Here is a 22,914-nt window from a genome sequence, read left to right as displayed (position 1 = left end):
AAACCTAATTTAATGTGTGAGTGGGCATTCAATTCGAAAGCATGCCCCTTGTTGTTTTTGCTCTACATAGACTAGTTTTGCCTGATTGGCTTCACATAGACTGTGTGATAGATATAATCCTAAACCAGTTCCATTGATTTCGGTACTGAAAAACGGTTGAAAAAGTTGCGATAAATCTTGTTTTGCGATGCCATGACCGAAATCGATCACATCAAAAAATAACATATTTTCTTGGGCATGGATATTGAGTTGAATAGCATTTGCATATTCTGGATTATGTCTTAAGGCATTACGTATGAGATTGACCAAAATTTGACGTAATTGTGATTCATCAAAGTAAATTTCATAGTTTGATTTTAGCTGCAGTTCAATTTGCGTTTGAGCATCATGTAAATCGTGTTGGAGTAAATCTTCAATAAAAATTTGGACATCAATGAGGCTCGTTTTGGTTTTTTTATTTCTTGCCATATCCAATGTATCTTTAATAATTTTATCAATACGTTGTGTTTGTTTAGCAATCATTTGATTGAGCATGATTTTTTGTTCTTCATCGCTATCTTGGTTTAACTCATTGGCTTGTGCAATGGCCGCTAGGGGATTGCGAATTTCATGAGCAATACTCGCTGAGAGTTGACCTAATGCTGCAAGTTTAAGTTGTTGTACATTTTGATTGAGTTTTTGTGCATCTTCAAGAACAAGTAAGGTTAAAGCCTGATGAGGCACAATCAGTTTTTGCACACGAATATCAACGGTATAAGAAGATTGCTTTGATTGGAATTGAAAGCGTTCACCATCTCTTAACGTTGCGTCTCTGAGATTTTCAAAAAGATCGGGTTGGAAGTTTGCTAAATGATACTGCTGATGTGCATAAAGTGATGAAATTCCAAGTAATGAACAAGCCGCAGGGTTACTGACTAGAATTTTACATTGCTCATCTAAGACCAAATAACCAACTTCAATTTGCTCTAAAATGTAGCGGTTAATATTTTGTAATTTGAATAATTCAATTGATTGATGGCTGTTAAGTGATTCAAGTACTTGAAAGCGACGAATGGCAATCTGCCCAATGGCATGGACGACAAAAAACAAAAAAGCGAGGAAAACACTATTGCCGATATTATTTAAATTGGAATAATCAAAATAGCTACCAAAAAATTGTTGATAAACCACTGCAATGACGGCAGAAAGTGTTATGAGTAAGGCTTTATTGCGTGTCAGTAAAAAATTGGATGCAAAGACCGTAATTACAAACAGTAGACCAATAGAAACATTAGGTCCGCCTAATGCAAAGGTCAAAGTGCTTAAAAAAATGACATCAATTGCAAAAATAGCAATTAATTGTGTTGAGATAGCACGAGGGAAAAATTTTAATAAGGCCAATTGTGCGGCACTTAAAATGGCATAAATAATCAGTGAATATAAATACAGTCCAGGCGATTCATAGTGCAGTGTTTGATTATTTAACGTAAGTAAAAAAATCAGAATCAGGCTTGCAGATGTAATCAGCCGATAGCCCGTATATGACGATCCAAGTCGGTACATCGTCTGAGACATAGAAACGGATACCGATGGAGTCATAACGATGCTCGGATTTTTAATCAAATCAATTAAAGAAAGTTAGATTTAAGGTTTAATTAAACCGTAACGAATAGCAAGATGCGTCAGTTTTACATCGCTATCGATTGTCAATTTTTCAAAAATTCGATAACGATAAGTATTGACGGTTTTGACACTGACAAAAAGTTTATCGGAAATTTCTTGTGCGCTAATACAATTTACTACCATCATTGCCACTTGCATTTCTCGTTCAGATAATGCATCGAAAGGTGAGGTTTGTGTGTCGGAGAGATATGAACTTGCCAATTGTTCTGCAATATCGGCACTGAAATATTTACCGCCTTGCATAACTTTTTTAATGGCACGCAGCATTTCTGTAATAGGTGCGCCTTTAGTAATATAGCCTCGAGCACCTGCTTTTAATAATAAGGATGGATAAGGCTCTTCAGCAAGTCCACTGACAGCAAGTACTTTGGTTTCTGGTGCAGTTTGGAGTAAGCGGCGAGTTGTTTCTACACCGCCAATACCGGGCATGTTAACATCAAGCAAAACGACATTGGGGTGATGTTGGCGTACTAAGGCAATCGCTTCTTCGCCAGATTCAGCTTGACCAATCACTTGTACATCGACTTGATCTTCTAACATGCGACAGATCCCTGTACGCACTAATTCATGGTCATCAACGACGAGAACTGTAATCACATATCACCTCTATTAATGATTTTAATATCATGTTTTTTGTTACATAAAGCAAAATTCACTTGCAATGTCACAACAAAATTGGCAATGCTATCCATAATCCTTATAGAATCATCATGCACAATTTCGTAAATTTATATTATTCGCGACAGTGTGTAAATGTAAGTCATATTCGAGGTAAGAAGCAAGATTGCTGAACACCTCCCGAAATGAGTAGGTAACCGTGAAAAAATCTAAAAAAACATTGATGAGTGTATTGAGTCTATCAGTACTCTTTGGTCTAAGTTCAACGAGTTTTGCAGATCTAGTCATGAATCCTTCTGGGAGTAGCAGTCAGGCTTCTATCAGTTGGTCTTCATCAGATGCAAGCCAACTATTAAACAATGACTCTTTGGATGATGATGAACCATCTCCACAAGGCTCAACCACTATTACGACAACATTGCGTACGTCGAATACAGCGAATACAACCAATCGTAATACAGTAAGTAGTACTACACCAAAATCTATTTATATTTCAGATACAAATAGTTATAGTAATCAGCCATCTGTAAATTCACGAGCTGCATTGGTGATGGATGCGAATACAGGTGAAGTGCTCTATAGTAAAAATACCAATACAGCCTTACCAATTGCATCGATTACTAAGTTGATGACAGCCGTTGTAACCTCTGATGCACGTTTAAATATGTCTGAAGATATTACTTTGCAACAGATTGATTTTGCAGGTGCGGGCGGTAAAAACTCAAGTTCAACGTTGAAAGCGGGCGATACTATGAATCGTGCTGAAATGTTACTTGTGGCACTCATGAAATCGGAAAATCCTGCAGCCGCTGCTTTAGCACGTACATATCCAGGTGGTCGTACTGCATTTGTTGCAGCAATGAATGCCAAAGCACGTCAGTTAGGTATGAATTCAACGCACTATGTTGAATCTACAGGTTTAGATGTACGTAATATCGCATCAGCACGTGATTTAGGTATTTTGGTCAGTGCAGCATCACAATATGGTTTGATCCGTCAATTTTCCACTACAGCGCATTATGACTTCAATTTAGGTTATCGTGTATTGAAATCTAATAACACCAATGCATTAGTACGTAACGGTGGCTGGAATATCAATATTTCAAAAACAGGTTATATCAATGAAGCAGGGCGTTGTGTGGTGATGCATACTACTGTGAATAGCCGTCCTGCTGTTGTTGTGTTACTTGGAGCAAGTACATCTCAAGCACGTACTAATGATGCAACTAATCTAATGAATTGGGTAAGTAATTTACCAAAACGTATTTAATTTATTTGATCTTATTGAAATAAATTGTGTAATCAAAAAATGCTTCTTTTGAGAAGCATTTTTTATTTTATTGGGATTAAAACGGATGTCGTATTATTATTTTGAATTTAAAAAATAAAAAAACCTGCGCTTGGCAGGTTTTTTATACGTTCAAATTTTACATATTTGAAAGAATTGAATCACGTACTTGATCCATAGTGGCATCAATAGACAACATGACTGCATCAGAACATTGTTTGATTGCAGTATCAGGATCTTTTAAGCCATTACCTGTTACAGTACATACAATGACTGAACCTTCAGGAATTTTACCTGCTTTAAGGTCACGGATTGCACCACCAATCGATGCAGCAGAAGCTGGCTCTACAAATACACCTTCATACATAGAAAGCATACGTTGAGCATCTAAGATTTCAGCATCAGTTAGTTCATCAAACCAACCCTTTGAGTCTCGTACAACAGCTTTCGCATGGTTCCAACTCTGTGGATTACCAATACGAATTGCAGTTGCAATTGTTTCAGGATTTTCTACCGGAGCGCCACGTAAGAATGGAGCTGCACCTGAAGCTTGGTAACCTACCATTGTTGGTAAGCCTTCAGGTTTAGGACCTGTGAAGGCATCAGTTGTAGCGTCATAAATAACTTGCTCAAACTCGCCTACGGGTTGGTTTGCTACAGCTTCGGTATAACCCATCCAGTGTGCAGTGATATTTCCTGCATTACCTACAGGTAAGCAGTGATAATCAGGTGCACGACCAAGTTCATCTACGATTTCGTATGCAATGGTCTTTTGACCTTGTAAACGGTACGGATTAATTGAGTTTACAATCGTTACAGGCGCTTGGTCTGCAACTTCTTTAACAAGGCGCATACCGTCATCGAAGTTACCACGAATTTGCATAGTAATAGCACCATACATCATCGCTTGTGCCATTTTACCCATGGCAATTTTGCCTTCAGGGATTAAAACGAATGCTTTGATACCGGCACGAGCAGCATAAGCCGCAGCCGCAGCAGAAGTATTGCCTGTAGATGCACAGATAATTGCTTTAGAGCCTTCTTCAACAGCCTTTGTTACAGCCATGGTCATACCACGGTCTTTAAATGAACCAGTCGGGTTTAAACCTTCGTACTTCACATAAATTTCGACATTCTTACCAATTAAACGAGGAATATTTGCAAGTTTAATGAGAGGCGTATTACCTTCACCGAGAGAGATTGCAGGGGTTGTTGCAGAAACGGGTAAGCGGTCACGATAGCGATCAACAAGTCCTGTATAGCGATTTGCAGTAGACATGGTGGTGTTCCAAATTTATGAGTAGAGCTGGTAGAGGGCATGACTACCCCCAACCCGATTAGTTATCAAGCAATTCTAAACGAATTCGTACAGCTTCGCCATGAACGAAAGATAAAGCCTGAATTTTAGCAATTGCTTCATTCATTTTCGATTCTTGAATTGGATCAGTGAGGATCACAATAGGAATCAAATCTTTTAAGCGTGGCTGTTGCATAATCGCATCAATTCCAATGCCTAAACGGCTCAAAATTGTGGTGACATCAGCAAGTACACCCGTTTGATCTTCAGCATTGATACGCAGATAATAACCTGTCGTCATTTCATCACTGCTTAAAATTGGCAAGTCTGAAAGTGCTTCAAAGGCAAGCTGTGGAATAGTACCTGCACCATCTTCTGTGTAAATAATGTCACGAACAATATCGACAACATCGGCAACCACAGCAGAGGCTGTTGGACCTGCACCAGCACCAGCGCCGTAGTACAATGTTGGACCCACTGCATTGGCTTGAACAAGAACAGCATTTTTCACGCCATTTACATTTGCAATGAGTTCTTCATCAGGAATTAAAGTTGGATGTACACGAAGTTCAATGCCTTTTGCTGAACGGCGAGCAATACCTAAGTGTTTTATTTTATAGCCAAGTTCTTCAGCATATTTGACATCTTGTGCTGTGATTTTGGTGATACCTTCGGTATAGACCTTGTCAAACTGTAGCGGAATACCAAATGCACATGATGCCAAAATCGTTAACTTGTGTGCAGCATCAATACCTTCTACGTCAAACGTTGGATCTGCTTCTGCATAACCAAGTTCTTGCGCTTCTTTGAGTACGTCATCAAAGGCACGACCTTTTTCGCTCATTTCTGTGAGGATAAAGTTACCCGTACCATTGATAATGCCTGCAAGCCATTCAATTTTATTTGCAGCCAAACCTTCACGAATCACTTTAATGATTGGAATACCACCAGCAACCGCAGCTTCATATGCGACTTGAACATGGTGATCTTCAGCCGCTTTAAACAATTCATTGCCATGTTCTGCAAGTAAGGCTTTATTTGCAGTCACAATATGTTTGCCATGTTTGATGGCTTCCATCATGACTTCATAAGCAGGATGAATACCGCCCATCACCTCAACCACAACATCTACATCAGGTTGACGAACAATGTCGAGCAGATCAGCACTTTGCTTAATGCTTGCTGGTAAATTTAAATCGGGGCGTGGACGACGAGTACCCACGTGGGTAATTTCAATTTCTCGACCAGTTCGACGTCTAATTTCAGCAGCGTTTTCTTGTAATAGTTTAAGGGCACCACCGCCTACGGTACCAAGACCGAGTATTGCCAGACGCACAGGTTTCACGTCACACTCCATTATGCATTTAAATTGTATTAAGCTTAGATCATAGCTAAAAAATGCGCCAGACTCTAGAGCCTGACGCATCTTTATATGTATTGCTGTTTTAGCTATAAATAATAGTAAATTTACTGATAAAAATTATTTATTTAAACGCTTTGAAATTTCATCTGCGGTCATGTAACCCCCCAAATATTCACCTTCTGAATTGTAAATTGCAGGTGTACCGTTCACGCCCATATTCAGACCGAGCTGATACATATCACGGACAGGATTTTTACAGTTTGCAGGAGGAAGCTGTACGCCAGCAATCGCTTGATCAAATGCTGCGGCACGGTCTTTACTACACCAAATGCTTTCCATTGCAGGCATGAACTGATCACCACGAGGCCATGCGATATATCGGATTTCAATACCTTGAGCGGTAATTTCAGGAATGTGCTCATGCAGCTTATGACAATACGGACAGCTTGCATCAGTAAAGACATAGATCACATGTTTTGTTTTACCTTGTGCAGGGTAAACCAATAAATCTTCTTTTTTCAAATTTTCAAAGTGCTTTTTATTTTCAGTCGACTGCAATTTGTCACTGATACTACTGAGTTCAGTTCCGCCTAAACGAATGACATCGCCCTGAATAATATATTTGCCATCGCTGGTTGCATATACTGATGACATGCCTTCCATGCTAACCCAATATAAATTTGGCACTTCAGTCTGTTTAATGTCGGTAATTTTTGCATTGATGTTGGCTTTTTTAAAATGACCTTGTAGAGTCTGAATTAAACGTTCTTTCGCATTACGCTCGCTCAAATTGGATGCTTCACCTGTTGCAGGTGCAGTTGCCGTCAATGTTCCATCATCGTTTTTGCTCTCTTTTGAGTTTGAACATCCTGAAAAAAGCAATCCAGTTGCAAGTGTACAAGCAAGCATTAATTTTGAACGGGTAAATGGCATAAATAACTCTTTATGTTGTTCTGCGTGGAAATTCATTTTAGACAATCAGCATAGCAAAAAATTGCCTAGACTTTGTTAAAACTTGATTAAGTGGTGAAATTTGGCGATATAAATCAGTTTGCCACAAAAAATAGAAGTTATAGTTTATGCACGAGGATGATGTTGTGCATGAAGCTGTTGCATACGGACTTGTGCAACATGCGTATAAATTTGAGTGGTTGATAAATCACTATGACCAAGAAGCATTTGGACGACACGTAAGTCAGCACCGTGATTGAGCAAGTGTGTTGCAAAGGCATGACGTAACGTATGCGGAGATAAATCCGATTGTATACCTGCTTGGAGTGCATAGCGTTTAATGGCGTACCAAAAATTCTGCCGACTCATAATGCCGCCATGTTGAGTTAAAAATAAATAATCCGTTGCCGATTTATATAATTGAGGACGTGAATCTATTAAATATTTTTCAATCCATTCACAAGCAACCTCACCCATAGGTACAAGGCGTTCTTTATTGCCTTTACCAACAATGCGTAAATAGCCTTGTTTGAGATTAATCAGTTCTAAACGTAGATTGAGCAGTTCTGTCACACGTAAACCACAGGCATACAAAACTTCGAGCATGGCGCGATCACGCAGTCCTAGTGCCGTATTTAAATCGGGTGCTTGAATGAGCGCATCAACATCTTCTTCTGACAAATCCTTTGGCAATGAGCGTCCTAATTTTGGTGTTTTATGTGTGCTGACAGGATTATCTGAGCGGAAATGTTGTTCACGTAAAAATTTAAAAAATGAACGTAATGCAGATAATGCTCGTGCAATTGAACGAGGGCTTTTTCCTTGCTTTGTTAACGCAATCAATACATCAGAAATATCATCATGACTCCAATTAGGCATGGGCTGAACTAAAAGATCTGCACAGTTAATGAGATCAGATAAATAAGCATTTCGAGTATGTGGACTGACGGATTGAGCAATCAAATCATCACGGAAACCTTGTAAAAAATCATAATTAACAGGGATTTGAACAGCAGTGGGGATGCGAGGCTTTTTATTGAGCATAGTGATAAAAACAATCCTTTTACAGCAATGTAGAGCAAAATTTACAAGATGTCGAATCACAAAATAAATGAGAATTATTATCAAACATGATTTGGTAATTATTCTCATTTGTATGTATACTAAACGGTAGATATACATTGATTTTAGGGTTATTTACCGTGCGTTTGTCAGAATTAAAGGTAAAGCACTCGGCTGTGATTACCAAGGTCGCTCGAGTCGAAAACACAGAAACACAGCGTCCTGATATGGTCGCGAGTCGTTTGGAAACATTAGGTTTTGTTCCTGGTACACGAGTGCAAGTCATCACTAAAGGTATCTTTGGTGGTGACCCAATTTTAATTCAAGTTGGTTTTACACGTTTTGCTTTACGTAAAGTTGAGGCGGAAAAAATCGAAATTGCAGATGCATCAACAGGGGTACCTACATGAGCGAAGCTTTACGTATTGCTTTGGTAGGAAATCCGAACTGCGGTAAAACATCACTATTCAACCATTTGACAGGGACACGTCAAAAAGTTGCCAACTATGCAGGCGTTACGGTCGAACGTAAAGTCGGGACCTTTACATTGCCTTCAGGGCAAGGTGTTCGTGTCTTAGATTTGCCGGGAACATATAGCCTTAATGCAACAAGTCCAGATGAAGAAATTACCCGTGATGTAGTCATGGGTAAAATTGCAGAAGAGCAGGAACAAGATGCATTCTTGTGTATTGTCGATGCAACCAATTTAAAATTGCATTTGGGTCTAGTCCTCGAAGTGATTGCACAAGGTAAACCGATTTTACTTGTGCTTAACATGATGGATGAAGCACGTCGCCGTGGTATGCAAATCAACACACAGAAACTCTCACAACGTTTGGGTGTACCTGTGATTGAAACGGTTGCAGTACGTAATTCAGGTATTGAAAACCTGATGAATGCACTTGATCAAAAGAAATTCCGTACACAAGATACGGAGTTGAGCGATGTTCATCTGTCAGGAACAAATCATGAAAAAGTTGAACAGATTTTAAAAGATGTGGTCAACTTTGCTGACGAAGAAGATAAACGTACAGATTTTCTCGATAAAATTTTCTTACATCCAGTCTTAGGGTTACTTAGTCTTGCAGTGATGATGTTTGTGGTTTTCCAAGCCGTATTTGCTTGGGCTGAACCTGTCATGACCTTAATTGAAGATACATTTGCATGGCTTGGTGAATTTGTCGGTTCATTTATTGCTCATCCAATGCTAAATAGTTTGGTTGTGGATGGTGTGATTGCAGGTGCTGGGGGCGTTGTTGTCTTCCTACCGCAGATTCTAATTCTATTTTTCTTTATATTGGTTTTAGAAGAATCAGGCTATTTACCTCGTGCAGCATTCTTGCTCGATAAATTGATGTTTAAAGCAGGTCTAAGTGGTCGAGCATTTATTCCATTACTCTCAAGTTTTGCTTGTGCTGTTCCTGGTATTATGGCGACACGAAGTATTAGTGATCCACGAGATCGTTTAACCACGATTTTTGTTGCACCACTAATGACTTGCTCGGCACGCTTACCCGTATATGCCTTATTAATCGCTGCATTCATTCCAAGCACAACTGTTTGGGGCATGTTTAATCTACAAGGTTTGGTACTCTTTGCTTTGTATATGTCAGGTATTGTCAGTGCGTTGATTGTTGCAACGGTATTGAAATTCTTCCAAAAAGATAAATCAGAACATGCGTTACTTATGGAATTGCCAAGTTACCGTATTCCTGATGTAAAAAGCGTTTGGATTGGATTATTGGATCGTGCCAAAATTTTCTTAAAACGTGTGGGTGGTATCATCTTTGCGTTGTCTATTTTGCTTTGGTTTTTGTGCACATTCCCACAACCGCCTGAAGGTGGCACATTACCCGCAATTGATTATTCATTTGCTGGGATGTTGGGTCATTTGATGCAACCAATTTTTGCACCCCTTGGTTTTAATTGGCAAATTTGTATCGCTTTAATTCCGGCAATGGCTGCTCGTGAAGTTCTTGTTGCATCACTCGGTGTTGTTTATGCCTTGTCTGCGACAGATGAAGATGCAGTATCACAAGGTTTATCACAATTAATCAGTCATGGTGATCTGAGTTGGTCGCTTGCGACAGGTTTGTCACTCTTGGTTTGGTTTATTTATGCGCCACACTGCTTAGCAACTTTGGCAACGGTAAAACGTGAAACAGGTTCGTGGAAAACTGTTGCAGTGATGACAGCATATTTATTTGGTCTTGCATATTTGATGGCATATTTGACCTATCAAATTGCGACACACTATTTTGGCTAATGGTCTGAAGACGTAGCGAAGGAGTTTGAAATGATTGAATTATTGATTATTACAGCATTGGTGATTTGGAGTACGATTTTTGTATTTAAAAAAGTATTCCCAAAATCGGCATATACGGTTTTTATGAAGCTTTCGCAACTTTGTCAGGCACAGGGTTGGACGAAACTCGCAAAATGGTTACAACCTGCAATGGTTGCAGGTTGTGGCGGTGGTTGTGGATGTTCAACCGATTCAGCACCATCTAAAAAAATAGAAGTACAAGCGGTTAAATGGAAATAGGATTCAAATTGCTTTCGATAGATTCATTTAAATAAAACAATGAAGCCATTCTCAAAAGAGGGTGGCTTTTTTTATGGCTGAATAATAGGTGATCCATTTTTTTAAACATGATCTCAAATAGAGATGACAGAATATTTACGCACGGACACAAAAAATGAGTGAGAAAGTGAAAACAGAAAAGGCAATCAAATCGCCAAAGTGCTAACATTTTGCAAGTTTTAAAATTTAAATGCTGGTGAGCAAAAATGTTGATACAACGTGGTGGTTTAAAGGTTGTGGCTGGGCTTGGGATTTCAGGTGTTTCGGCAGTAAATTTTTTGCATGAAAAAGGCTACCGCGTTGCTGTGACGGATTCGCGTGCGCTACCACCGGGACATGATCAAATTCCAACAGAAGTACAAACGAGTTTTGGACAGTTGGATCAAGAGCTATTATTACAAGCTGAAGAAATTGTAATTAGTCCAGGGCTTGATCCGAAGCTTCCTGAAATTCAGGCAGCGATTGCCCAAGGGATCCCCGTTGTTAGTGAAATTCAAATTTTACGCCGTGCAACTGAGAAGCCTATTATGGCGATCACAGGTTCAAATGCAAAAAGTACAGTGACCACATTGATTGGTTTGATGGCGAAGAATGCGGGTGTAAAAGTTGCTGTTGGAGGTAATCTAGGACGACCAGCTTTGGACTTAACCAAAGATGATCCTGATCTGTATATTCTAGAATTATCGAGTTTTCAGCTTGAAACGACATCCAATTTAAATGCAGAAGTCGCTGTTGTATTGAATATTAGTGAAGATCACTTAGATCGTCATGGTGATATGTTTGCGTATCACACAGCGAAGCATCGTATTTTCCAAGGCGTGAAAAAAGTCGTGTTTAACCGCGATGATTCACTGACTCGTCCATTGGTTCCCGATGTCACACCTATGCAAAGTTTCGGTTTAAATGCACCTGATTTGAATCAATATGGCATCCTTCGTGAAGACAATGGCAACATTTGGCTTGCGCGAGGTCGTGAGCGTTTATTAAATAGTGCAGAGATGTACATTCAAGGTACGCATAATGTTGCCAATGCTTTGGCGTGTTTAGCTTTGGGTGAAGCCATTAATTTACCAATGGATGTCATGTTAGAAACTTTAAAAACATTTAAAGGGCTTGAGCATCGCTGTGAGTTTGTTCGTGAGCTCAATAATGTGCGTTATTACAATGATTCGAAAGGCACAAACATTGGTGCAACACTTGCTGCAATTGATGGTCTAGGTGCTGCCATTGAAGCAAAAAGGGGGAAGGTTGCGATCATTTTAGGTGGTCAAGGCAAAGGGCAAGATTTCACAGCATTGCGTGATTCATTACAAAAATATGCCAAAGTTGCGGTGTTAATTGGGGAAGATCGTCCAGTGATTGAAAAAGCAATTGAGGGGACAACCACACTTTTATATGCAGAATCTTTGCAAGAAGCCGTTAATTTGAGTCAGCAACATACGCATGCATATGATGTGGTGCTATTATCGCCAGCATGTGCAAGTTTTGATATGTTTACAGGCTATCCACAACGTGGTCAGCATTTTGTTGAATATGTAAACGCACTCAATCAAGAAGAATCATAAGGAAGAGAATATGGCTGGGTTAGCTCAGGCAACCATAAGTAAAATGCATCAGCTTTATGAGCGGATTACACCTAAAATACCTGCTGAAATTACTGTTAGAAATACTTTAATTTTTTGTGTACTGGCATTGCTCTGTATTGGTACGGTCATGGTGGCATCTGCTTCTATGCCGTATGCTGAACGTTCACATGAAGCACCATTTCACTATGTGATTCGTCATGCTATTTCTATTGCTGTTGCTGCTGTTGCGGCATTCATCACTTATAAGGTGGCATTAGAGTATTGGTTTAAAAATACCTTTCTGCTGTGGATCGGAACGATTCTTTTACTTGGTGCAGTCTTGGTGGTTGGTACAGAAGTCAACGGTTCAACCCGTTGGATTCGTATTGGTGGTTTTACTTTACAGGCAACGGAAGTTGCAAAAGTCGTGATGACTATTTTTACCGCCGATTATGTGGTACGTCGTTCAGAAGAAGTTCGTAATAATATTAAAGGGCTTGTACGACTTGGTATTGTGATGGTGCTCACTGTTGGTTTAATTATTCTTGAGCCAGACTTAGGTGCGACAGTGGTGATTGCAGCCTCAATGCTAGGTGTGTTCTTTCTTGCTGGTGCGCCAATGATTCAATTTAGTTTTGCATTTGGTGCTATTTTAATTGCTTTTATTGGTTTGATCGTTTTTGAGCCTTATCGCTTTGAGCGCTTGATGTCATTTTCAAATCCATGGGCCGATCCATTAGGTGCTGGTTATCAGTTATCCAATGCACTTATGGCATTTGGACGTGGTGAATGGTTTGGTGTAGGGCTTGGGCATAGTATTCAAAAAATGTCGTATTTACCAGAAGCCCATACTGACTTCATGCTGGCAATTTTAGGTGAAGAATTTGGCTTCTTTGGTATTTCGACTGTGCTTGCCTTGTCATTCACCTTACTGGTGTGCTGTATCAGTATTGGGCATCGCGCATTGAAAAATAATTACTTACGTGCAGGCTATTTGGCTTACGGTATCAGTATTATCTTTCTGTTGCAGATTCTAGTAAATGCAGGAATGAACATGGGAATGCTACCAACTAAAGGTTTGACTTTACCATTCATTAGTTATGGTGGTTCGTCACTGATTATGTGTGCGGTCATGATCAGTCTGATTTTAAAGATTGATGCGACAACACAAAAGAGTAATCCTGCACGAGAAGAATCTAATTTCTAATTTTAAGTGATTTTTAAAATGAAGTTGTAAAAAAGCCATTTGTTTTCAAATGGCTTTTTTATTGATAAATACCGTTCATTTCAGTGCCTTTAGGAATGAGTTTACGATCCCACTGTGAAATGGCTTGAGTGAGCATTTTATAGGGCTGATCGATGTCTACGGGAGGTTGTCCAAGCGCAGAGAGTGCTTGAGCGAGCGTTTGAGGAGCATGTTGAATATTGAGTGCTTCAGCATGGTTTTGTTTAGATAGCTTACTTCCATGAGCATTCATGGCTAAAGGCAGATGCATATACTGTAATTTAGGGTAGTTTAAACACTGTCCAAGCCAAATTTGCCGTTCAGTATTATCGAGTAGATCTGAACCTCGGATGACATGTGTGATCCCTTGTAAAAAATCATCGACTACAACAGCAAGTTGATAATTGATGATGCCATCTCTGCGTTTAAGGACAAAATCACCTAAATCGGCTTGTAAATTGGAACAGTGCTGTCCCTGTAATAAGTCGTCAAAACAGATGACCTGATCATTGACTTTAAGTCGAATAGCTTGATCTTTAAAGGGGAGAGCTAAATCTCTGCATGTTCCCGTATAAATATGATTAGAACCAAGTATTTTACGTTTGCATTGACAGGCATAAACTAAATGCTGTTGATGCAATTGCTCAATGACATACTCATAAATATCGAGACGATTTTTTTGAAAAATGATTTCGGCATCAGGCTCAAACTGAAACGCATCCAAGCATTGTAAAATGTGGTTTTCACTGCCGGGATAGATTCGTGGAATATCGGTATCTTCAATACGTACAAACCATTGCCCCTGATGTGCTTTGGCATCGCAATAACTCGCAACCGCAGTGATGAGTGAGCCAAAATGCAAAGGGCCGGTTGGCGATGGTGCAAACCGACCTGAATATGCCATCCTATTGTCCTCCTGCTTTTTTAAAGGAGGAGTCAGGGGAGGATTATTCAATAACATGAATTAACCGTTATTTTGCTTCTCTTTGATTTCAGCGAGTGTTTTGCAGTCGATACATAACGTTGCAGTAGGACGAGCCTCTAAGCGACGTAGACCGATTTCAATACCACACGTTTCACAGAAACCATAGTCATCATTTTTGATTGCTTCAATTGATTGCTCAATTTTACGAATTAATTTACGTTCACGGTCACGAGTACGTAATTCAATTGCAAACTCTTCTTCTTGCGTTGCACGGTCATTGACGTCCGGCAAAGAAGATGATTCGTCCTGCATGGTATTTAATGTGCGATCAACCTCAGACATGAGTTCCGCTTTCCACGCAAGGAGGATTTTGCGGAAGTGTTCAAGCTGACCTTCAGACATGTATTCTTCATTTTTCTTAGGCTGATAAGGCTCAATACCAAACAGACTTGCTGTGGTACCTGCTTCAGCTGCCTTCGGTTTAGCTTTACGCACACGTTTTACAGATTTTTCATCTACAAGATCAACCTGATCATCCAGGGTTTGATTTTGGTTGTCATTTGCCATAAAGGGCATTCCTCATCATATACGTACTATCTATACGTAAAAAATATGGTGATATGCAAGTGTTATTATCGCACTCGATAGATTGCTGCTATCGGGGGGCATCATCATATAGAATTTTGTAGCAAGATGAAAGCCACCAATCTCTTGATTTGATTTTTTACATCGCATTTCAGATGCAATAACTTAATAGAAAAACATCAAAATTAAAAGCTAATAACCTGAAATTTCTTCATTTATTGTAATGCTGTAATTTTCGAGTCTATGTACCATAGTTTCCAGTTGCCCATCGGCTTTTAAATGTAAGCAGCGGTAACCAGGTGCAATGTGGTCAAGGGCAAAATTATGACTTAAAGGCTTGAATTGAATACAAGTTGCAGGTGTTGAAATGAACTGAATATTGTTCCAAAGAGTGATTGAATCTTGATGCACATGCCCGCAAATTACAGCTTTAATATGATTAAATTGTTTTAAAATATCGGTAAATTCGACTGTATTTTTAAGCTTATGCTGATCAATCCAATGCGATTTCATTTCAAATGGATGATGATGACAGGCCAAAATAATCTTTTTGTCTTGATATTTGTGTAACAGGGTTTGTAAAGATTGCAGTTGTTCCATCTGAATCCAACCATCGGTTTTTCCTGCAACGGCACTATTGAGCAAAATCATTGCCCATTGCCCTAACTCAATCACGGTAGGTTCAGGGTGAGGGTTATGTAGCGGAAAACAACGTAGATCGTCATGATTACCTGGAATTTGAAAAAAAGGGATGCCCAATTTTTCCATATAGTTCACATAACGTTGATAGGTCGCAGGCGAGGCAACTTGCGCTAAATCACCAGTATGGACAATCGCATCAATTTTTGGATACTGTTGTAATAGATCATTGATGACGGCATGAAAATTTTGTTCAGGATTAATTTGAATAAATTCCTGTTCAGGATGTTCCATCAAGTGTGTATCTGTAATTTGAATTACAATTTTATTACTGTGTATTTGATCACTTAAATTTTGTTGTAATGGTATAGCCATGTCTTGCCCCTAGACATTTTTTAATGTTGCCACATGTTGTTGTAGCCATTGCACCGCCATAATGACGGGTGCATTACATAAACGACTTCCTTGCAATAGATCATCGATTGCTGAATAAGGAAGGAGATGTAGTTTTATATTTTCACTTTCATCAGGCATGCCAAAAATGCCACCCTGATCAGGTAATTTAGCTTCTGTAACATACAAATGAAAAATTTCATTGCATGCCCCTGCAGAAGGATAAAAACGGAAAAGTTTTTGTAATTGATTTATTTCACAGCCCGATTCTTCTAGGCTTTCACGACGAATGCAACTTTCAGGTGTTTCATCACCGTCAAGTACCCCCGCAATAATTTCAAGTTGCCATGGCGATATTATATCGTCCATTGCACCAATACGAAACTGTTCAATGAGTGCAAATTTTTGCTGCAAATCATTATAGATTAATACGCCTGCTGCTTCTTTACGTAAGATTAATTCACGTTGAAAAACAGGGGTATAATCGGTTTGATTAAATAAACGATGTTGTAAACTGACTTTTTCAACCTGCACAAAGCCTCGATAGAGAAATTCTCGAGATTGAATCTCAACATCTGTGTGTTGATAAGTTGCTTGCTGAATAATATCCATATTTAAAAGTCAGGATGAAACATATTCACTTCATCCTAACTGAGAAATGCTTAAAGACAAATCATTTTTTTAAAAATTAGATTTTGTGGTATAGCTTTTTCCCCTGATCATGATAAGCCGTTTTCATAGCTTCGAGACCTGATTCAACATCATGTTTATCTTCAGATATTGATGCACTATTATCTAGGTTTTTAGCATAATCTCGCACGTTTTGAGTGATTTTCATCGAGCAAAATTTAGGACCACACATCGAACAGAAGTGTGCAGATTTATGTGCTTCTTTCGGCATGGTTTCATCATGCATACTTCGTGCGGTATCTGGGTCTAAACTCAAATTAAACTGATCTTCCCAACGGAATTCAAAACGTGCTTTAGATAGAGCATTATCACGCACTTGAGCGCCTGGATGACCTTTGGCAAGGTCGGCTGCATGAGCTGCAATTTTATAGGTGATAATGCCATCTTTAACGTCTTTCTTGTTCGGTAAGCCGAGATGTTCTTTAGGTGTCACGTAGCACAGCATCGCTGTACCATACCAACCAATCATCGCAGCACCAATTGCAGAGGTGATGTGATCGTAACCTGGTGCAATATCAGTGGTTAGTGGACCAAGGGTATAGAAGGGTGCTTCCTGACAGACTTCAAGCTGTAAATCCATATTTTCTTTGATCATATGCATAGGCACATGACCTGGACCTTCAATCATGACTTGGACATCATGTTTCCATGCGCGGTGCGTGAGTTCACCTAAGGTACGAAGTTCTGAAAACTGTGCTTCATCATTGGCATCCTGAATACAGCCTGGACGTAAGCCATCACCTAGACTAAATGAAATATCGTAGGCTTGCATGATTTCACAGATTTCATCGAAATGGGTATAAAGAAAGTTTTCTGTATGATGCGCTAGACACCACTGCGCCATGATAGAACCGCCACGTGATACGATGCCTGTTAGACGATTTGCTGTCATCGGTACATAACGTAATAACACACCTGCATGGATAGTGAAATAATCCACACCTTGTTCAGCTTGTTCAATCAAAGTATCTTTAAAGATTTCCCAAGTTAAATCTTCTGCAACACCATCAACTTTTTCTAAAGCCTGATAAATGGGAACAGTACCAATCGGTACAGGGGAATTACGGATAATCCATTCACGGGTTTCATGAATATTTTTACCAGTCGACAAATCCATGATGGTGTCTGCGCCCCAGCGGGTTGCCCATGTCATTTTTGACACTTCTTCATCAATGCTTGAACCAAGTGCCGAGTTACCAATATTGGCATTGATTTTCACTAGAAAATTACGCCCAATGATCATTGGTTCACATTCAGGATGGTTAATGTTGGCAGGGATGATGGCACGACCTTCCGCCACTTCTTTTCGTACAAATTCAGGCGTAATTTCCATCAGGTTATGCGCACCGAAATTTTGCCCTACATGTTGGCGCATATCCGCACCTTCATGCTGACGCTGATTTTCACGAATGGCGATATATTCCATTTCAGGGGTGATGATACCTTGTTTTGCATAATGCATTTGCGATACATTTTTGCCTGTTTTGGCACGGCGTGGTTTTTGAATATGCGCAAAACGAATTTCAGCAGTACGAATATCTTTGAGACGTTCCTGACCAAAAGTAGATGTCAGCGTGTCTAAGCGTTCAGTATCTTCTCGTTCTGCAATCCACGTTTCACGGATATTTGGCAAACCTTTGTTGAGATCAATCTGGACGCTGAGGTCGGTATAAACACCTGATGTGTCATAGACCATGATCGGTAGATTGTTTTCACCACCCAAGCCTGTCGGTGTATCAGTGAGGGCAATTTCACGCATAGGTACACGAATATCAGGGCGTGAGCCTTGAATATAGACTTTACGGGATGCAGGTAAAATACGAGTGAGATCTTTAGCATCTTGCTCATGTTGAGCTGAAATGTCTTGAGAAGATAGATTCGTTAATTGGTTCATTGCAATGATCCTTATGAATGACATCAACGAATCAAGCACGACCAAAAACAAGTAGGCTTTAGACTATTTTACTTTTGGGTACGATGCAGAGATGCGAGGGATTTATCCTAGCGTGCATGGCAAAAGCGTATTTCTACTGCAAATAGTCAAATGCGTAACATTTAGTTTTTAGATTGGCTTGATTCCTACGCAGGTCTTAACCTGATCAGGTTCAACGGTACTCATCTTCAAGGTGTGCTTAATTTCAAAATGAATTAAACGCTTTAGATGATCTCAGCGAGCGATTACTCGCGCTCCGTCAAGCGATGCAAAGATAGTAGCACAAGCACTGCTGATATTCTGTGCCGATATACAAATAAGAAAAATATTTAACTTTAGAAGATGGTTATGAATGCATTAACTTTTTGATTTATTCGGAGATAGGGGTACAAAAAATTTTTAACGACATAATGCATCACTAAAACAATCACGTTTTTTTAATGTTTTTAAATTGACTGTATGTAACTCTAAACTTTGATCTAATTGATCACTATTGTTGATGAGAAGCGGATCTTGCAGATTGACTTGTTGTTCTACTTGACGTGTAGATACAGAGCGTGCCTGAATAAAATTAGCATGATTTTGTTTGGGTTTAGCATCAACAATTTTTAAAAAACGTTGTGCTTTTTCTGCAAGTGGCCCTTGTTGTTCTGCAAGTTGTTCAACGGCAACTAAAGTTTGTGGTTGGATATCTAACTTGTCTTCATAATTCGTGGAAACAGGTTGGTCATCCAAACCTTTAAATAACAAGCTAGTATAGGTTTGATATAAATAGTTTGCATCATTCCGCCAAGTGCTTTTTGGGAAGTCTGCTAAATAGTTTTCCCAAAATAATGCGCGTTGCATTATTTCATCAGGTGAAATACTTATTTGATTGTTCTTAATTAAAGGTTGTTCATTTTGATTTGCCATTTCAGTCAGAAAAATCTCTTCAGCTTGAGGTAAATCAGGTGCAAAGACTTTAGCAAAATACTGCGGATTTCTGCGATAGAACAGATGATTTTTCCCTGCATCCATGAGTTCAATATAGGCTTGTCCTTTATGGCGAATGAGATATTGATCACGGACATGTAATTGCTCAAAAAGACTCTGTTGGAGGGTTGGGTACTGTGATTCATTTTGTGCGTATTGTTCAAAAGCCTTTTGTTGTAATGCATTACGATCAACATGTAAAAATTGGCTGTACATTTGATCGGAAAGCTTTAAGAGTTCTTTTTGTTCTTTAAAACTAATCAATGGTAAACACATACGAATATCTTGGTTAATTTGTTCCAAGGCAAAAGTTGTACGTTGATCATTCATGTCTTGCATTTGTATTTTCAAATCTTGACAGATTTTACTAAGATCAGGAGCAGTATTCGCCTGCGATACAGTATGCTCATGTTCAAGTACAATTTCAGGCGGTGGTTTCTGGCAGGCAGAAAGCACCACAATCGAACTCAAGATCAGTACACGATAAGCACGTAAATGATGAAAGTTGAAAGTCATAGAACCATTAAGAAAAGATTTAAAAATAAAAATATGCTGTCTTTAGAAGAAGACAACGTTGAGGCTATATTTCTATTCTTGCTTAAATCGTGCTAAATAAATGAAATGAATTGTAGTTTTGTTGCAGAGATAGGTAAATGAGAGCAACTTTTTTGCATCAATCCCTATGTTACTGCGTGATAAACGGATATGTCTAGCAATCGATATTTCCAAAGCCAAGCATTTGTGTAATCAAAAATGAATAAAACCTGTCTTTTTTTAAGTTTGATCGTTTTAAGTCCATTCAGTTATGCACTTGATTTAATGCAGGCAGTACAGCGTGCACAGGGTAGTGATCCTGAGTGGCAAGCGCATCAGTATCAGTATGAAGCAGACCAATTAAACTTGGGTATTGCACAAGGTGTTCTCATGCCGACGGTGACATTGTCAGGCAATATTACCCGTAAACATCAAGATATTGATGATGCTTCATTGGATGGATTAGGCAATGGAAATGGTTCAGCAGATTTGATGACAGAAACATCAACAACACGTCAGTTGACCGTTACTGCAAGACAACCGCTTTTCCGTTGGGATGCATGGCAGGGCTATAAGCAAGTCAAAACGTCGGTACAACTGAGTGAAGTCACGTTGAATTTACAACGTCAACAACATCTACTTTCTGTATCAGATGCTTATTTTAATGTCCTGCGCCAACAAGCATTAACGATGACTCATGTCCAAGAAGAAAAAGCACTATCTGAACAATTGCAAATGATGAATGCCAAACTGCGTGAAGGTTTAGTAGCAAAAAGTGATGTCAGTGAAGCCAATGCACAATTTCAAAATGCTCAGGCTAATCGTATAGCAGGTGGTGTGCAGTTGATTTTAGCACAAGAACAATTAACGCAACTTATTGGTGTATACCAAGAAAATTTAGCAGTATTGCGTGATGACTTTCAGTATGAACAACCAATTCCTGCATCGCTTGATGAATGGCGGATACTTGCGCAAAGCCATAATTTAGATATTCAAAAAGCACGGTTAGCACAGCAGTATGCAAATGATCAGCGCCGTATTGATCAGGCTGCGAACTATCCACAAATTGAAGCAGTTGCAAGTTATGGCATAAACAAGCAATCGCCTGAAACCTTGATCAGTGGCAATGGTCAAGTTAATCAAATTGGCGTTGAAATGAATTTAAATTTATTTAATGGCGGGCGTACTCAAAAGACTATTCAGCAATCGACCATTAAAGTTAAAAAAGCCGATGCCGACTTGGATGCTGCTATTCGTAAGGCATCGATTGATGTGAAAAAACAGTATTTACAGATCGATACAGATCAATCCATATTAAAGGCTCGTTTAGCAGCAATGCAGTCGGCAGAAATCGTATCTAGAGCCTCACGTGCACAATATGATGAAGGACTGAAAAATATGGTCGATGTCTTGCTTGCGCAGCGCAATGCATTTTCAGCCAAGCAAGACTATGTCAATGCACAATATGACTATGTAATGAATGTTTTACGCCTAAAAGCAAGTGTTGGACAGTTAAATGATCAAGCGATTCAAGACTTAAATCAATGGTTAGTGATGAAATAATATAAATCCTGTATTTTGTCATTAAAGCTTCATAAATGGTGTGTTTAAATGTCGCCTAATATTTGTACCATTGCACATTTTTTGTCGCAGGAGAATCTATCTTGAGCCCAAGCAATCCTGTTTTAAGCCATCACATTTCATCTCAGTTCAATGAAGACCTACAAGATGTTAATACTAAATTTATGACCATGGGTGGCTTGGTTGAACAACAGGTCGCCAACGCAATTCATGCTTTACTCGATACCAATGCAAATTTGGCAATTGATGTGCAATTTCAAGACAATGTGGTCAATCGTTATGAACGTGAAATTGATGAAGCACTGACCCTAATTTTGGCACGCCGTCACCCTGCCGCAATTGATTTACGTATGGTAATTGCGATGAGTAAAGCCAATACAGATTTAGAGCGTATTGGTGATGAAGCCTCAAAAATTGCCCGTATTGCGCAGAACTTGTGTGAAGAGGGTGAGTCACCTCGTGGTTATATGGAAACCCGTCATATTGGTAATCAGGTTCGTGTGATGATTCATGATGCACTCGATGCATTTGCACGTGCTGATGCAGAACAAGCATTAAAAGTGTTACTTGCCGATGCTGATATTGATCGTGAATATCAGTCAGCGACTCGTACACTCATGACTTATATGATTGAAGATCCACGTCATATTAGTCGTGTATTAAATGTGATGTGGGTACTACGTTCTTTAGAGCGTATTGGTGATCACGCACGTAATATCTCTGAACAGGTGATTTATCTTGCGAAAGGTTATGATGTACGTCATACCAGTGTTGAAGAAATTGAAGAAAAAGTTCAGAAAAAATAAGCTGTATTTAACTGATTGATTTGACCCACTTCGGTGGGTTTTATTTAATCTATCTTAAATGACAGACAAAAAAAATTCCTAGATTTTGGGGGAAACCTAGGAATAAAACTGAGAAACTCATTTATAAGGTATAAATGTCTAGTTCAACATATTTCACAAAACGCTTTGTACTATAATCAATCAATAACTTTGGAAATCAAGAACATTACAAGTTGCTAGGTGATAGATATAATATAGGCTT

The 22,914-nt window shown here is 39.1% G+C and carries 20 protein-coding genes and 1 riboswitch; of the genes, 8 read left to right on the top strand and 12 right to left on the bottom strand.

Features of this window, described 5'->3' with window-relative positions; translation table 11 throughout:
* Positions 1-9: 9 nt before the first annotated feature.
* Entirely contained in the window at positions 10-1,578 is a 1,569-nt protein-coding gene (locus FW754_RS05750) for a sensor histidine kinase (protein ID WP_409510740.1), read from the bottom strand.
* Positions 1,579-1,623: 45 nt separating this feature from the next.
* Positions 1,624-2,259 (bottom strand): response regulator transcription factor GacA, encoded by a 636-nt coding sequence (gacA, locus tag FW754_RS05745; RefSeq protein ID WP_409510741.1) that lies wholly within the window; start codon positions 2,257-2,259, stop codon positions 1,624-1,626.
* Between the two features lie 220 nt (positions 2,260-2,479).
* On the opposite strand from gacA, the gene pbpG reads away from it, so the two are divergent.
* Complete coding sequence (pbpG, locus tag FW754_RS05740) at positions 2,480-3,550, top strand: D-alanyl-D-alanine endopeptidase PBP7/8 (RefSeq protein ID WP_409510742.1); 1,071 nt, start codon at positions 2,480-2,482, stop codon at positions 3,548-3,550.
* A 157-nt stretch (positions 3,551-3,707) separates the two neighbouring features.
* Here the strand turns inward: pbpG and thrC are convergent, their stop codons facing one another.
* The 4 genes from thrC to xerD all read right to left on the bottom strand — a co-directional run bounded on the left by thrC (position 3,708) and on the right by xerD (position 8,223).
* Positions 3,708-4,847 (bottom strand): threonine synthase, encoded by a 1,140-nt coding sequence (gene thrC, locus FW754_RS05735; protein WP_409510743.1) that lies wholly within the window; start codon positions 4,845-4,847, stop codon positions 3,708-3,710.
* 58 nt (positions 4,848-4,905) lie between these two features.
* Positions 4,906-6,210, bottom strand: a complete 1,305-nt coding sequence (locus FW754_RS05730) for a homoserine dehydrogenase (RefSeq protein WP_409510744.1) — start codon at positions 6,208-6,210, stop codon at positions 4,906-4,908.
* Positions 6,211-6,345: 135 nt separating this feature from the next.
* The gene (locus FW754_RS05725; protein WP_446324173.1) at positions 6,346-7,161 is read right to left on the bottom strand and encodes a DsbC family protein; all 816 of its coding nucleotides are present in this window, start codon (positions 7,159-7,161) and stop codon (positions 6,346-6,348) included.
* Between the two features lie 144 nt (positions 7,162-7,305).
* Positions 7,306-8,223, bottom strand: coding sequence for a site-specific tyrosine recombinase XerD (xerD, locus tag FW754_RS05720; RefSeq protein ID WP_446324092.1), 918 nt, complete (start codon positions 8,221-8,223; stop codon positions 7,306-7,308).
* Positions 8,224-8,381: 158 nt separating this feature from the next.
* Between xerD and FW754_RS05715 the strand changes: the two genes are divergently transcribed.
* The 5 genes from FW754_RS05715 (at position 8,382) to ftsW (ending at position 13,597) form a co-directional block, all read left to right on the top strand.
* Positions 8,382-8,651 (top strand): FeoA family protein, encoded by a 270-nt coding sequence (locus tag FW754_RS05715; RefSeq protein ID WP_409510746.1) that lies wholly within the window; start codon positions 8,382-8,384, stop codon positions 8,649-8,651.
* The gene (gene feoB / locus FW754_RS05710; RefSeq protein ID WP_419346158.1) at positions 8,648-10,507 is read left to right on the top strand and encodes a ferrous iron transporter B; all 1,860 of its coding nucleotides are present in this window, start codon (positions 8,648-8,650) and stop codon (positions 10,505-10,507) included. Before FW754_RS05715 ends, feoB begins: the two co-directional genes overlap by 4 nt.
* 30 nt (positions 10,508-10,537) lie before the next feature.
* Positions 10,538-10,786, top strand: a complete 249-nt coding sequence (locus tag FW754_RS05705; protein WP_419346157.1) for a DUF6587 family protein — start codon at positions 10,538-10,540, stop codon at positions 10,784-10,786.
* 245 nt (positions 10,787-11,031) lie between these two features.
* Positions 11,032-12,390 carry a UDP-N-acetylmuramoyl-L-alanine--D-glutamate ligase gene (gene murD, locus FW754_RS05700; protein ID WP_446324091.1) on the top strand — a complete coding sequence of 453 codons (1,359 nt, stop codon included), beginning with the start codon at positions 11,032-11,034 and terminating at the stop codon, positions 12,388-12,390.
* Between the two features lie 10 nt (positions 12,391-12,400).
* Positions 12,401-13,597 carry a putative lipid II flippase FtsW gene (gene ftsW, locus FW754_RS05695; protein WP_409510750.1) on the top strand — a complete coding sequence of 399 codons (1,197 nt, stop codon included), beginning with the start codon at positions 12,401-12,403 and terminating at the stop codon, positions 13,595-13,597.
* A gap of 58 nt (positions 13,598-13,655) precedes the next feature.
* Here the strand turns inward: ftsW and gluQRS are convergent, their stop codons facing one another.
* The 6 genes from gluQRS to FW754_RS05665 form a co-directional block, all read right to left on the bottom strand.
* Positions 13,656-14,576 (bottom strand): tRNA glutamyl-Q(34) synthetase GluQRS, encoded by a 921-nt coding sequence (gluQRS, locus tag FW754_RS05690; RefSeq protein ID WP_446324090.1) that lies wholly within the window; start codon positions 14,574-14,576, stop codon positions 13,656-13,658.
* 3 nt (positions 14,577-14,579) lie between these two features.
* Complete coding sequence (gene dksA / locus FW754_RS05685) at positions 14,580-15,107, bottom strand: RNA polymerase-binding protein DksA (protein WP_409510752.1); 528 nt, start codon at positions 15,105-15,107, stop codon at positions 14,580-14,582.
* A 210-nt stretch (positions 15,108-15,317) separates the two neighbouring features.
* Positions 15,318-16,139 carry a 3',5'-cyclic-AMP phosphodiesterase gene (gene cpdA, locus FW754_RS05680; protein ID WP_409510753.1) on the bottom strand — a complete coding sequence of 274 codons (822 nt, stop codon included), beginning with the start codon at positions 16,137-16,139 and terminating at the stop codon, positions 15,318-15,320.
* Positions 16,140-16,148: 9 nt separating this feature from the next.
* Positions 16,149-16,769: an NUDIX domain-containing protein gene (locus FW754_RS05675; RefSeq protein ID WP_446324089.1), complete on the bottom strand. Its 621-nt coding sequence runs from the start codon at positions 16,767-16,769 to the stop codon at positions 16,149-16,151.
* Positions 16,770-16,845: 76 nt separating this feature from the next.
* On the bottom strand, positions 16,846-18,741 hold the full coding sequence (gene thiC / locus FW754_RS05670; RefSeq protein WP_409510755.1) for a phosphomethylpyrimidine synthase ThiC: 1,896 nt from the start codon (positions 18,739-18,741) through the stop codon (positions 16,846-16,848).
* 165 nt (positions 18,742-18,906) lie between these two features.
* Positions 18,907-19,049, bottom strand: a riboswitch (TPP riboswitch).
* A 130-nt stretch (positions 19,050-19,179) separates the two neighbouring features.
* Positions 19,180-20,268: a hypothetical protein gene (locus FW754_RS05665; RefSeq protein ID WP_446324088.1), complete on the bottom strand. Its 1,089-nt coding sequence runs from the start codon at positions 20,266-20,268 to the stop codon at positions 19,180-19,182.
* A gap of 237 nt (positions 20,269-20,505) precedes the next feature.
* Here FW754_RS05665 and abuO point away from each other — a divergent pair, with 237 nt between their 5' ends.
* Complete coding sequence (abuO, locus tag FW754_RS05660) at positions 20,506-21,849, top strand: multidrug efflux outer membrane protein AbuO (RefSeq protein WP_446324087.1); 1,344 nt, start codon at positions 20,506-20,508, stop codon at positions 21,847-21,849.
* Positions 21,850-21,950: 101 nt separating this feature from the next.
* A complete protein-coding gene (phoU, locus tag FW754_RS05655) occupies positions 21,951-22,673 on the top strand; it encodes a phosphate signaling complex protein PhoU (RefSeq protein WP_446324086.1) in 723 nt (240 codons plus the stop codon).
* The last annotated feature ends 241 nt before the right edge of the window (positions 22,674-22,914 follow it).

It is taken from the genome of Acinetobacter sp. 1207_04, from assembly GCF_052850415.1.
Note: the sequence above shows the minus strand (reverse complement) of the source record. Positions and strands in the feature narration are given on the sequence as shown.